Below are 12,259 nucleotides of genomic sequence, written 5' to 3' on the forward strand. Positions count from 1 at the left end.
GCGCGACGGATGACGGATTACAGTGGAAGGCAACGGCTGCTGCCCAAGGCAAAGGAGCGAACATGACGGCGGAATTCCAGTTGGATGAGACGGTGGTCGATCGAATCGCGGCGTTGCCCGCCGTGCGCGAGGCGGTGCAGGCCGCGGCGGCGCTGATCGCGCTGTGGCCGCTGACCGACGCCATGCAGATGGACAACGACGCCAAGTACGCGGAGAACCTGCAGGTGCGCATCACCCGCACGATGGCCGCGATGATGACCGGCGAGAACGTGACCATGCCCGACGCCGAATACGTGTACGAAGGCGCCGACTGGATCCCCGGCCGTCCGCAGACGATAGTGGACGCGCTGCTCGCCGCGAACGACGCCTATGATGCGATGGCCGACTACAGCGAGACCGGCGATGTGACGTTGGTCGCGGACGTCGCCGCTACCCTGGGCTGCGGCGGCATGGGCGACGACACGACCGGCGACGACGTACGTGCCATGCTGGAGGCCGTGGAATCGTTGATCGCACCGAAGGCCACCGACGATGGGCATGTGCCGCCGAGCGGTGACGAGGATGAGATCGCGCACCGGTTCGCGATCGTGATCGTGGCCTGCGACGCGTTGTTCCGGATTCTGGCCGGGCGGGGGGCCGCCGACGCCGCGCGTGCCCTGCCGGTGATCCTGTACGCCAACGAACTGGGGGAGCGGCTGGCGATTCCGCGCGTCTGTATGGACACGGAGGCGTTCCGTGGGCTGCTGGACGCGGTGGCGGGCTCGGACGACGCAGCGACGGCGCTGGCGGGAATCGTGGCGCCGCTGGCCGCCTCGGAATGGACGAAGCACCGCGAGGACGTGCTGTGGGATCCGGAGGAGGCCAAGAAGCGCGCCAAGGAGGAGGACGAGCGCAAGAGCAAAGAGGCGCTCGCCGCCAAGTTCGCGCACGTCAAGGACGATCCGAACAAGGAGACGGTCGAGCTGTGAGATGAGGCATGTGCCGCGTTGCAACGATTAGCACATGCCTCAGTCGCCATACCAGCGTCATACCTGCTGATCCCGGACGGGTGTCAGCGCGATTTATCGAAACGGGCGCCGGCCGGGTTGCTGGGCCAGGCCATGCAGACGGCATAGGCGATGCCGGCGACGGCGGTGATGACCGCGCCCAGCAGAATGAAGTCGAATCCTTGCTCCACCACATCCGGCACGAGGAACAGCACGAATACCGCCGCCATCGCCCCCATGAAGGCCAGGACGGAACCGAGGGCGGTCAATCCCGCAAACGGAATCAGCCAAGCCCCGTTGAGATTGATGTCATGCAGGCGACGCACGCTGACGGTCAGCGACGGCACCAACAGCGCCAAGGACAGTACATTCTGCATGATGCCGAACACGCTGATATCGGACGCCGCGCCGAACGCTCCCAGAGCGGCTTCGGCAACGCCCATCAGCAGCATGGCCCACCAGAACTCGCTGCGTGAGGCGCGGCCGGAGAACGTGGCGTAGTTGCGGAAGAACCGTTCGACGGCCTGGATCGGCGGACAGCCCGGATACGGGAGATTAAGGGGATGACCGGTGGAATCCGGCCTGCCGACGTCTTGAACGATCGTGTCGTCGCCCCGGACGCCGGTCGTATCGGTGCCGTACGGAGCGCCATCGGCGTGGTGCGGGGACCTCCACGAGGGCTGCCCGTCGGCTGATGGGGCGTCGAACGGCACCTGATACTGCTTGTGCATGGCTGGTTGTCCTTTTGGCGGGAACTACTGGTTCTGCGGGGAGAAGGGGTTACCGCTCTGGGTATACGGGTTGTTTCCCGTCTGGGCGCCGCTGCCGTAGCCGGGGGCGTTGTAGCCGGCGGCTTGCGGGGCTGGGGAGTCGGGGCGAGCGGCGTCGAAACGCGCTCCGGCCGGATTCGGTGCGGCGCACATCAGCACCAGGCCGGAGATGAGGTAGATGAGGCCGCAGACGGTCATGATCGCCGACGGTCCCATGAGATTTTCGACCTGATGGATGAAGATCTGCGTGGCGACGTCCTCATCGGCACCGGCCGCGACGCTCATCAGAGTGTTCGTGATCTGATCGGTGGCGGGGGCGACGACCGCGTAGTTGAGAATCTGCGAAATCACATAGGGGACGCCGGGCAGCAGCACCCACCAGCCGGATCTGTTCGAATCATGCACACGGCGTACGGCCAAAGCCACGTACGGCACGATCGTGGCCAGCGACCACACCACGCTCAGGATGGTGGGCACGGCCGTGGAGATGAAGGCGAACATACCGCCGATGATTCCCAACGCGATGCTGCACAGCACGAAGAACAGGATGACCCACCAGAATTCGCGGCGTGAGGCGCGGCCGGAGAACACGGCGTATTTCGTGAAGAAACGCTTGACCGCGTTGCCGAAGGTGCAGCGGTAATCGGGCTGATCGAGCGGCACGACGCCGATCGACTGATCGCCGGGCATGTAACCGGGCACGCCTTGCGGCAGCGGGGCGCCGTACTGCGGCGCCTGGCCGTACGGGTTGGCGCACTGGCTCTGATACTGGTTGGCGCTGCTGGTATAGGGTGCACTCTGCGACTGGGTGTATGGGGCGCCAGTCGGAGTCGGTCCGGTATACTGGCCGCCGATGTAGGGATTGCCGGGCTGCTGATCGGCGGAGGTGTTGGCCTGACCGGTGTATTGGGCGTATTGGCCATACTGGGGCGTGGCCGGTTGCGTGTTGGGATTATTCGCGGACTGGGCGTACTGACCGTACTCCGGGGTCGGCTGAGCCGGTTGATCCGGTTGAGCCGGTGCATAGGCACCGTATTCCGGCGCCGGCGTATAGGCCGGGGTCTGCGGCGTGGAGGCTCCGGCGTCCGTGGTCTGGGCGGGCTGCTCGGGCAGCGGGGTTTGCTGGTTGTCTTCGGGCGTGGTCCCGAACTGGTTGGAATCGGACATGATTCCCCTTTCATCGACGGGCGTCTTCCACTCCATTGTCTCAGATGTCCGCGTGTTCGATGATGCGATGTTCATCCGGGAGGTGGGGATTCATGTCCGGTCGGGAACCGTTACGGGAACGCCAGCGTACCGGTGACGACTGTGTCACTGCCCGTCTGACCCCAACGTCACCGTATCATCCCCGCCCAGCAGCAGGCGTTCGGCCAGCGCCACCAGCCCCAGCAGAATTGCGGTTCCGGCCACCACCACCACGGCGGCGGCGAAGATCAACGGCGTGCGGAACGAGTTGAACGCGGCCTGCAGCCAGATGCCCAGACCGTCGACCGCGCCGAGGTATTCGGCGGTGACGGCCGTGCCGAACACGTAGGCCGCCGAGATGCGGATGCCGCCGAAGATCTGCCGTGCCGCCACCCGCAACGTGACATGCCAAAGCGTCCACGTGCGGGTCGCGCCGCAGGTCAGCGCCACATCCTCATAGAATCGTGGCACGGCGTTCAGTCCGCGCGTGGTCTCGACAGCGACCGGAAACACGCCCAGCACGGCCACGAGCACGATCTTGCCGAACGGCGCGAACCCGAACCAGATGACGAACAACGGCGCGATGGCGATCAACGGAATCGTCTGTGCGGCCACCAACAACGGACTGACCGCGCGGTTCAACGTCTTCGACAGATGCAGTCCGATGCCGATGACCACGCCCGCCACCACGGCGATCAGGAAGCCGGCCACCGCCTCCAGCGTGGTTATGGCGGCGGCCGCCATCAGGTCGGGCCAGGTGCGGATCATCGAGGCAACGATTTGGCTGGGAGCGGCCAGCGTGCGTTCGGAAACCCCTCCGATGCGCACGCATAACTCCCAGGCCACCAGCAATCCGCCGACGGTCAACGCCGTCGGCAATGCCTTGCGCCACCATCGTTCGGTTCGGTTCTCGGCCATAATGCTGCTCCTGATTGATGCGGGTTCTTTGGCTACATGGTCACGCCGCCGGCGTCCGGGAACGCCGCTCGGGAAAGGTTCGTTTACCCCAGATACTCATTGGTGGCCAGGTCGGCGGCTTGCGGGGCGGCTGGCAACGGCGAGCCGTCGGCGGCGGTGTAGGTGCCGTTCTCGTAGAGGAAGTCGATGTACGCCTGCGCGGCCTTCAGATTCACGGTGCCCGGCACGGCGGTCGGGTCGTCGGTGGTCCAATAGTTGCCGTCCACGATCTCCTGCATCGAGGCGTGCGTGAGTTCCGGGTCGAGCTGCGCCTCGCCAGCCTGGTCGACCAGTATGTCCGCCGCCTCGTCCGGGTTGGCCAGCGCGTAGTCGTAGCCGCGGCGCACCGCCGCCAGGAACCGGCGCAACGTGTCGCCGTGGGAGGCGTCCTTCAGCCAAGCGGCGTTTACGGCGAATCCGAGCTGGTCCGGGTTGCCTGGCACCCCCCAATCGGAGGCCACGAAGCAGTGCAGCGCCGGCCCGTGCAGCTCGCTCTCCACGTTCTCCCACGTGGCGTAGAAGCCGCCGAAATCGCCCTGGCCGTTGGTCAGCGCCTGGAACGTGTTGGTGCCTGCGGTGGCGGTCTCGAAATCGCCGGTGCCGCCGGCGGTGTGGATCATCTGCCGCAGCACGGCGGTCTGTTCGGCGGAACCGAAGCTCACGAAGGTCTTGCCGTCGAAATCCTTCGGCGTGGAGATGTCGGTGCGTGAGGCGAGTGCGCACCAGCGGGCCACCGGCTGCTGCGTCAGGTCGAACACCATCTTCAGGTTCGCGCCCTGCGCGTTGAAGGCGGTGACATTGCTCAGCGTGGTGAACCCGACGTCGGCCACGCCGTTCTCCACCGAGGTCTCCGCACCGGCCTGCGCGGTCGGCAGGATGGTCACGTCTACGCCCTCGTCATCGAAATAGCCGAGCTTCTGCGCCACATACAGGCCGATATGGTTCGTGTTCGGCGTCCAGTCCAGCATGAACGAGATCGACGAATCGCCGTCGGAACCCCCTGCGCCGCCGCTGCCGCAGCCGGCTGCGGCGAAGAGCAGGCCGAACCCCAACGTCAGCGCGGTCATGCTGCGGATCATCGCCGTCAGCCGTGCGCGCCAGTGCTCCATGGCGGATGCCTGCGTCGTCATCCGGTGGTTCGACGGGCCTGACACCCGTGGTGTGTGTGAAATCCTCAACCTCATGTCATCACCTTGCCTTCCGCGCGGTTACGCGATACCTGCGATCCGAGGCGATGGAGGCGGGAAGGTGAGGAGCCCGCGCGTCGCATCGAACCGGCACCCGTTCGGATGTTCGGCCAGGTGCGTCGTCTCCCGGACTTCCGGGTTCTGGCCGGCCGGAAAGCGGTCGTGGACCGCCCGGCGCCGTTAAGGTGCGTATGGATTGTCGATGTGTGGCACGGCTGCTGCCACCAACCGCGCGAACAGGTCCAGTATAGCCGTTCCGGAGATTTTCCGGACCGCGCCGCATGCCATTCCACTTTTCAACTGTTGACTAGTCGGCTGGAAGGGCCCTTCCGGCGCAGACTTTTCCACAGCCGCGTCAGGAAAGTGGCGAGGAGGGGCGCGTCCCGGTTGCGCGGCACAATAGGGGCTATGACTGAAGCTGAAAACATGGAAAAGACCGACGGCAAGCCCGAGCTGCCCGCGAACGTGCGCGTGCGCTTCTGCCCCTCACCGACCGGCACCCCGCATGTGGGCATGGTCCGCACCGCCCTGTTCAACTGGGCCGAGGCCCGCCACACCGGCGGCACCTTCGTGTTCCGCATCGAGGACACCGACGCCGCCCGCGATTCCGAGGAGAGCTACAACCAGATCCTCGACGCGCTGCGCTGGCTCGGCCTGGACTGGGACGAGGGCGTGGAGGTCGGCGGCCCGCACGGCCCGTACCGCCAGTCCGAGCGTTCCGCCATCTACAAGGAGGTGGCCGACCGACTGCTGAAAGCCGGGTATGCCTATGAGTCGTATTCGACGCCGGAGGAGATCAAGGAGCGCAACATCGCCGCCGGCCGTCCGGCCGAGTTCGGCTATGACGGGTTCGACCGCGACCTGACCGAGGAACAGAAGGCCGCGTTCCGCGCGGAGGGCCGTCAGCCCGCGCTGCGCATCCGCATGCCCGACGAGGATATCGTGTTCGACGATCTGATCCGTGGCCGCATCGAGTTCAAGGCCGGTTCGGTGCCGGATTACGTGATCGTGCGTCCGAACGGCGATCCGCTGTACACGCTGACCAATCCGGTTGACGACGCGATGATGGACGTGAACGTGGTGCTGCGCGGCGAGGATCTGCTGAGCTCCACCCCGCGCCAGATCGTGCTCTACCGGTATCTGATGGAGCTGGGCGTGGCCAAGGAGATGCCGGTGTTCGGCCATATGCCGTACGTCATGGGCGAGGGCAAGAAGAAGCTCTCCAAGCGCGACCCGGAGTCGAACCTGTTCCTGCATCGTGAGAACGGCTTCATCCCCGAGGGCCTGCTCAACTATCTGGCGCTGCTCGGCTGGTCGATCGCCCCGGACCGTGACGTGTTCTCGATGCAGGAGATGGTCGAGAAGTTCGACGTGCGCGACGTGAAGGCCAACCCCGCCCACTTCGACCTGGACAAGGCGATCTCGATCAACGCCGAGCACATCCGTATGCTCGATGCCGACGATTTCCTGCGCCGTTCCGTGCCGTACCTGCACCGCGACGGCGTGGTGTCCGTCGACTCGTGGGATGCGCTGACCGACCGTGAGCGCGAGGTACTGACGGCCGCCGCGCCGCTGGTCCAGCCGCGCGTGCGTCTGCTGGGTGAGGTGTCCGGCATGGCGGGTTCGCTGCTGTCGACCGAGGGCTATATCGAGCCGGACGCGGACGCCCGCAAGCAGTTGAAGGATTCCGCCGGCGATGTGCTGGACAAGGCGATCGCGGCGCTGCGTGGCGTGGATGAGGACGATTGGAAGGCCGAGCCGCTGCATGCGCTGCTGGACAAGGCGCTGGTGGAGGAGGGCGGCTATAAGCCGCGTCTGGCGTACGGGCCGGTGCGTGTGGCGATGTCGGGCCGCCGCGTGTCCCCGCCGCTGTTCGAGTCGATGGAGATCGTCGGCAAGGATGTGTCGCTCGCCCGTCTGGAGGGTCTGCGCGCGCATCTGTGACCGGATTGGGGCCCGCTGCCGTGGAGCGGCGGGCCCCGTATATCCGGCATGGAGCTATCGGAATCGTTGAAAAATAAGGCGACACGCCGTGGCTTGCGCTGGTGAGGAAACCTCTGTATATTAATCATCTGTTGCCGCTCAGCGAGCAACGAAAACTGAACAGGCCCCCATCGTCTAGCGGCCTAGGACTACGCCCTCTCACGGCGCCAACACCGGTTCAAATCCGGTTGGGGGTACGAAGACGACGCAGCTGGTAGCTGTATCGCCTCCCATTGGGGTGTGGTGTAATTGGCAACACAGCTGATTCTGGTTCAGCCATTCTTGGTTCGAGTCCAGGCACCCCAGCCAAGGACCCTCGCAACAGCGAGGGTTTTTTGTTTTCACAATCGTCACCTGTGGTTTACCCTGTAACCATGAACGAACAGCAGCACGGTGAGAAAGCCACGCAGTCCTCGCGTCCGCGCATCCGCCCGGCCGACACCACCGACGAACGCCCGGTGTCCGTGTCCGCGCGGCTGGGACGCCTGCAATTCCATGAATCCGGCAAGTTCCGCGTGCTGCAGTTCGCCGATATCCAGGACGGCCCCAAGGTCTCCTCGGACACGATCCGGTTGATCGAGGCCTCCCTGGACGCCACGCGACCCGACATCGCGATCTTCACCGGCAACCAGATCGCCGGGTACGACACGGCCTACGCCGACACCTTCCGCAAGCGCAGGTGGTCGAACGGGTGGGCCGCCGTCCAGCAGTCCACCGACCGGCGTGCGGCGGAGCGCCATGCCGCCGACCTGGAGCGCACGCGTGAGAAGGTCCGCGGCATGATCGCCCAGTTCACGGCGCCGCTGGTGGAACGCGGCATCCCTTGGGCGGTGACCTACGGCAACCATGATTTCCAGTGCGGTCTGGATAACGCCGAGCTCGACGCCATCTACCGCGAATTCCCCGGGTGCCTGAATCCGGAATCCACCGCGGCCAGCATGGACCATCCGCGCACGATGCCGGGGTCCGGTCTACTGGACCAGATGGTGTACCCCTGCGAGCCGGGTACGTTCGCGTTGCCGGTGTCCGACGTGGACCACACCCATACGGTGCTGGGGCTGGTGCTGCTGGACTCGGGCGATTACGCGCGGTCCGGCGGGTACGGGGCCCCGTCCGGCAAGGGGTTCGAATTCCTGCGCCGGGTGCCGGAGCTGCTGGGGGAGCAGTCGATGCTGTTCCAGCATCTGGCGCTGCCGCAATACTACGATCTGCTGCGTGAGGTGCCGGCGAACGCGGCGAATGCGATCCAGGGGTATCGCGCGTTCGACGGGCACAGCTACGTGCTGGATGAGACGAAAACCGAGCCCGGCAGCTATCTGGGTGAGGGTATCAGCTGTTCCGACCACGATTACGGCGAATTCGCGCTGCTGAAGGAGACACGTGGGTATTTCGCCGTGACGGTCGGTCACGACCATCGCAACGGGTTCGTGGGCACGCATAACGGCGTCATGCTGGTGGCCACGCCCACCTGTGGGTTCGGCTCATACGGCCCGGTGCCGGAGAAGCGCGCCGCGCGCCTGTTCGAATTCGACATCCGTCATCCGCATGAGCCCAGAACCCAGCTCCTGGAATTCGGCAGTCTGGTCGGCAAGCCGAATTCCAAGAAGGCGTACGCCTACGGCATGACCAGTGTCAAGCCGGACAGCGAGGGCATGGATCTGCTGCGCAAGCCCGGCCTGTGGTCCTGGCTGGCCGGCGTCTTCCGCCGTCGGCGCTGACCGCAGGAACGGGCCCGGCTTCAGCGGCTGGCGCTGGCCTTGACCAACGCGTCGGTCAAGTACTTGCCGGCGGCCATGACCAGCGGTGCATACCGGCGGCCTGGTGCGGCGCCCATGCGGCTGTTCGGGCCGGAGATGGAGATGGCGGCGATGACCTGTCCGGAGGCGTTGCGGATCGGCGCGGATACCGAGCACACGCCCTCGTCGCGTTCGTTGATCGACTCCGCCCAGCCGCGCTTGCGCACGGCGGCGAGCTTGGCCGCGGTGAACTTGGCGTGACGCAACCCCTGATGCAGCCGCTCCGAATCCTCCCATGCGAGCAGGATCTGCGCGGCGGAACCGGCCTCCATCGAGAGCATGGCGCCCACCGGAATCGAATCCCTCAGGCCGGAGGCGCGTTCCACGGCCGCAATGCAGACGCGCTGATCGCCCTGACGGCGGTAGATCTGCGCCGACTCGCCGGTGCGGTCCAGCAGGGTCTGCAGCATCGGACCGGCGGCGGTGAGCAGGCGATCCTCGCCGGCGGCCGCGGCCAGCTCGGCGAACCGCGAGCCGAGCGTGAACCGCCCGTGCTGGTCGCGCAGGACGAAACGATGCCGCTCCAACGCAATCGCCAGACGGTGTGCGGTCGGCCGCGCCAAACCGGTTGCGGAGACCAGCTGCGCCAGCGTGGCCGGGCCGGATTCCAGCGCATCCAGGATCTTGACGGTTTTATCGAGCACGCCGACGCCGGAGTGGATCTCGTTATCCGGGACAACATTGAGCGCGGACTCGGCGGTCTGATCCGCAATCTGGTCAGTGGTGTTGGAAGCAGTCATACATTGGATTATGCCATCTCATATTTCGAAACGCAAAAGTTCGCGCCCCCGTTCAGGCTCCATACTCGTACAGGAGAGGCCATGTGGATACCGCATGGCTGAAGTTTTTTACGGTGAGAAACCCAAAACGGTTGACACCAAAGGAGACTTGGAATATGGGAAGTACGTTGGCCGAAAAGGTCTGGGCCGATCATTTGGTACGCAAGGGTGACGATGGCGCGCCCGATCTGCTGTACATCGACCTGATGCTGATGCACGAGGTCACCAGCCCGCAGGCGTTCGAAGGACTGCGTCTGGCCGGACGCAAGCCGCGCCACGTCGATCAGTTGATCGCCACCGAGGATCACAACACGCCCACCGTGGACATCGACCGTCCGAACCCGGACGAGACGAGCGCCACGCAGCTGACCACGCTGGAACGTAACTGCAAGGAGTTCGGCGTGCGCCTGCACCCGCTGGGCGACGCCGACCAGGGCATCGTGCACGCATTCGCCCCGATCCTGGGTCTGACCCAGCCGGGCATGACCATCGTGTGCGGCGACTCGCACACCTCCACGCACGGGGCGTTCGGCGCGCTCGCGTTCGGCATCGGCACCAGCGAGGTCGAACATGTGATGGCCACGCAGACGCTGAGCCTCAAGCCGTTCAAGACCATGGCCGTGAACGTGGAGGGCGAGCTGCCCGAAGGCGTGACCGCCAAGGACATCATCCTGGCCATCATCGCCAAGATCGGCACCGGCGGCGGCCAGGGCCACGTGATCGAATACCGCGGCGAGGCCATCCGCAAGCTGTCGATGGACGCGCGCATGACGATCTGCAACATGTCCATCGAGGCGGGCGCACGTGCCGGCATGATCGCCCCCGACGAGGTGACGTTCGAATATCTGAAGGGTCGCCCGCATGCGCCGGAGGGCGAGATGTGGGACAAGGCCGTGGCCTACTGGAAGACGCTGAAAACCGACGACGACGCCATCTTCGACAAGGAGGTGACGCTCAACGCCGCCGACCTGCAGCCGTACGTGACCTGGGGCACGAACCCCGGCCAGGGCGCGCCGATCACCGCCACGGTGCCGGTGCCCGAGCGGATCGCCGACGAGACCGCGCGCAACGCCGCCGCCTCCGCGCTCAAGTACATGGGCCTGGAACCGGGCATGCCGATCAAGGACATTCCGGTGGACACGGTGTTCATCGGCTCCTGCACGAACGGCCGCATCGAGGATCTGCGCCAGGCCGCCGCAATCATGAAGGGTCACCATAAGGCCGAGTCGATCCACCGCGTGCTGGTGGTGCCGGCCTCCTCCCGCGTCCGCCTGCAGGCGGAGAAGGAGGGCCTGGATCGGATCTTCAAGGACTTCGGCGCCGAATGGCGCAACGCCGGCTGCTCGATGTGCCTGGGCATGAACCCGGACAAGCTGGTGCCGGGCGAACGCTGCATCTCCACGTCGAACCGCAACTTCGAGGGGCGCCAGGGCAAGGGCGGCCGCACGCATCTGGCCTCGCCCGCCGTGGCCGCCGCCACCGCCATCCGCGGCACCATCTCCTGCCCCGCCGATCTGTAAAGGAAAACACCGATGGAAAAGCTGACTGTTGTAACCGGCGTGGGCGTTCCGCTGCGCCGTTCGAACGTGGACACCGACCAGATCATCCCCGCCGTGTTCCTGAAGCGCGTGACCAAGACCGGTTTCGAGGACGCCCTGTTCTATGCTTGGCGCCGTGACCCGGAATTCGTGCTGAACAAGCCCGAGTATGCCGGCAAAGGCCGCATCCTGGTGGCCGGGCCGGACTTCGGCATCGGCTCATCCCGCGAGCATGCGGTGTGGGCGCTGCACGATTACGGCTTCCGCGTGGTCATCTCCCCGCGTTTCGCCGACATTTTCTACGGCAACACCGCCAAGAACGGCGTGCTGGCCGCCATCATGCCGCAGGAGTCCGTGGAGCTGCTGTGGAAGCTGCTGGAGGAGGAGCCCGGCCGCGAGATGACCGTGGATCTGGGCGAACGTACCGTGACCTGCGGCGACGTGACGCTGCCGTTCGAGGTCAACGACTACACCCGTTGGCGTCTGATGAACGGTTATGACGACATCGACCTGACGCTGCAGCACGAGGACGAGATCGCCGCCTATGAGGCGATGCGCGCCGAGAGGTTCCCGTTCAAGCCCAAGACGATTCCGGCCAGGCATCTGTCGGAGGAGCCGGTCGAATCCGCGCGAGACGTGGAGTACCCGGACTGGCAGGGGCCTCTGTGCGCGCGGTCGTGAGCGTGTGACGCGTTCGGCGGGCGTCCGCCGAGAGTAACGGAGAGGGTCGCTTCGGCGGTCCTCTTTGCGTATACGGTGACGGTGGGTGCGGGCGGCAAGCCGGTTCGCGGACGTCACCGTAGGTAACGTCGAGTAACGGCCGACCGGTTCCACCGTGTCTACCGGCCATAACTGAGACGGGCCCTCATCGCAACCGATGGGTATCCGCCTCGGCGTTTGCCGCCCTAGGGCCCTCAAATCAGATGGACTCGGCATATATCGCCTGCTAGAAAACCCGTGCGGATTTTATTTGCCTGGTATTTGCTCCGTAACCGTCATTTCCGGGCCTGATTGCCAAAATCGTTGGAATTCCGCCAAAATTTTATTTGCCTGGTATTTGCTTCGTATATGCGCGGTG

At 65.4% G+C, this 12,259-nt stretch carries 10 protein-coding genes and 2 tRNA genes; 7 read left to right on the forward strand and 5 right to left on the reverse strand.

What is annotated here, in order from left to right; all coding sequences use genetic code 11:
* The first annotated feature begins 62 nt into the window (after positions 1–62).
* The gene (locus B4C31_RS03800) at positions 63–968 is read left to right on the forward strand and encodes a hypothetical protein (RefSeq protein ID WP_291531394.1); all 906 of its coding nucleotides are present in this window, start codon (positions 63–65) and stop codon (positions 966–968) included.
* A gap of 83 nt (positions 969–1,051) precedes the next feature.
* Here B4C31_RS03800 and B4C31_RS03805 read toward each other — a convergent pair whose 3' ends face one another.
* From B4C31_RS03805 to B4C31_RS03820, 4 genes are all read right to left on the reverse strand, one after another.
* Positions 1,052–1,717: a DUF805 domain-containing protein gene (locus tag B4C31_RS03805; RefSeq protein ID WP_291531395.1), complete on the reverse strand. Its 666-nt coding sequence runs from the start codon at positions 1,715–1,717 to the stop codon at positions 1,052–1,054.
* Positions 1,718–1,741: 24 nt separating this feature from the next.
* The gene (locus B4C31_RS03810; protein WP_291531396.1) at positions 1,742–2,923 is read right to left on the reverse strand and encodes a DUF805 domain-containing protein; all 1,182 of its coding nucleotides are present in this window, start codon (positions 2,921–2,923) and stop codon (positions 1,742–1,744) included.
* A gap of 144 nt (positions 2,924–3,067) precedes the next feature.
* Entirely contained in the window at positions 3,068–3,859 is a 792-nt protein-coding gene (locus tag B4C31_RS03815) for an ABC transporter permease (protein WP_291531397.1), read from the reverse strand.
* 83 nt (positions 3,860–3,942) lie between these two features.
* Positions 3,943–5,028, reverse strand: coding sequence for an ABC transporter substrate-binding protein (locus B4C31_RS03820; protein WP_291531398.1), 1,086 nt, complete (start codon positions 5,026–5,028; stop codon positions 3,943–3,945).
* Between the two features lie 465 nt (positions 5,029–5,493).
* Here B4C31_RS03820 and gltX point away from each other — a divergent pair, with 465 nt between their 5' ends.
* The 4 genes from gltX (at position 5,494) to B4C31_RS03840 (ending at position 8,786) form a co-directional block, all read left to right on the forward strand.
* The gene (gltX, locus tag B4C31_RS03825; RefSeq protein ID WP_291531399.1) at positions 5,494–7,029 is read left to right on the forward strand and encodes a glutamate--tRNA ligase; all 1,536 of its coding nucleotides are present in this window, start codon (positions 5,494–5,496) and stop codon (positions 7,027–7,029) included.
* A gap of 163 nt (positions 7,030–7,192) precedes the next feature.
* Positions 7,193–7,265, forward strand: a tRNA-Glu gene (locus B4C31_RS03830).
* 37 nt (positions 7,266–7,302) lie between these two features.
* Positions 7,303–7,377: transfer RNA gene (locus B4C31_RS03835), tRNA-Gln, on the forward strand.
* 65 nt (positions 7,378–7,442) lie between these two features.
* Entirely contained in the window at positions 7,443–8,786 is a 1,344-nt protein-coding gene (locus tag B4C31_RS03840; protein ID WP_291531400.1) for a metallophosphoesterase family protein, read from the forward strand.
* Between the two features lie 20 nt (positions 8,787–8,806).
* On the opposite strand, the gene B4C31_RS03845 is transcribed toward B4C31_RS03840, so the two are convergent.
* Positions 8,807–9,604, reverse strand: a complete 798-nt coding sequence (locus B4C31_RS03845) for an IclR family transcriptional regulator (RefSeq protein ID WP_033508196.1) — start codon at positions 9,602–9,604, stop codon at positions 8,807–8,809.
* Positions 9,605–9,759: 155 nt separating this feature from the next.
* Here B4C31_RS03845 and leuC point away from each other — a divergent pair, with 155 nt between their 5' ends.
* Both leuC and leuD read left to right on the forward strand, forming a co-directional pair.
* On the forward strand, positions 9,760–11,163 hold the full coding sequence (gene leuC / locus B4C31_RS03850) for a 3-isopropylmalate dehydratase large subunit (protein WP_291531401.1): 1,404 nt from the start codon (positions 9,760–9,762) through the stop codon (positions 11,161–11,163).
* A gap of 12 nt (positions 11,164–11,175) precedes the next feature.
* Entirely contained in the window at positions 11,176–11,862 is a 687-nt protein-coding gene (gene leuD, locus B4C31_RS03855) for a 3-isopropylmalate dehydratase small subunit (RefSeq protein ID WP_291531402.1), read from the forward strand.
* The last annotated feature ends 397 nt before the right edge of the window (positions 11,863–12,259 follow it).

It is taken from the genome of Bifidobacterium sp. UBA4282 (genome assembly GCF_002394995.1).
Taxonomy (GTDB): Bacteria; Actinomycetota; Actinomycetes; order Actinomycetales; family Bifidobacteriaceae; genus Bifidobacterium; species Bifidobacterium pullorum_B.

Coding starts and splice junctions, on each gene's coding strand:
- B4C31_RS03800 (WP_291531394.1), top strand. CDS start 63: ATGACGGCGGAATTCCAGTTGGATGAGACGGTGGTCGATCGAATCGCG.
- B4C31_RS03805 (WP_291531395.1), bottom strand. CDS start 1,717: ATGCACAAGCAGTATCAGGTGCCGTTCGACGCCCCATCAGCCGACGGG.
- B4C31_RS03810 (WP_291531396.1), bottom strand. CDS start 2,923: ATGTCCGATTCCAACCAGTTCGGGACCACGCCCGAAGACAACCAGCAA.
- B4C31_RS03815 (WP_291531397.1), bottom strand. CDS start 3,859: ATGGCCGAGAACCGAACCGAACGATGGTGGCGCAAGGCATTGCCGACG.
- B4C31_RS03820 (WP_291531398.1), bottom strand. CDS start 5,028: ATGACGACGCAGGCATCCGCCATGGAGCACTGGCGCGCACGGCTGACG.
- gltX (WP_291531399.1), top strand. CDS start 5,494: ATGACTGAAGCTGAAAACATGGAAAAGACCGACGGCAAGCCCGAGCTG.
- B4C31_RS03840 (WP_291531400.1), top strand. CDS start 7,443: ATGAACGAACAGCAGCACGGTGAGAAAGCCACGCAGTCCTCGCGTCCG.
- B4C31_RS03845 (WP_033508196.1), bottom strand. CDS start 9,604: ATGACTGCTTCCAACACCACTGACCAGATTGCGGATCAGACCGCCGAG.
- leuC (WP_291531401.1), top strand. CDS start 9,760: ATGGGAAGTACGTTGGCCGAAAAGGTCTGGGCCGATCATTTGGTACGC.
- leuD (WP_291531402.1), top strand. CDS start 11,176: ATGGAAAAGCTGACTGTTGTAACCGGCGTGGGCGTTCCGCTGCGCCGT.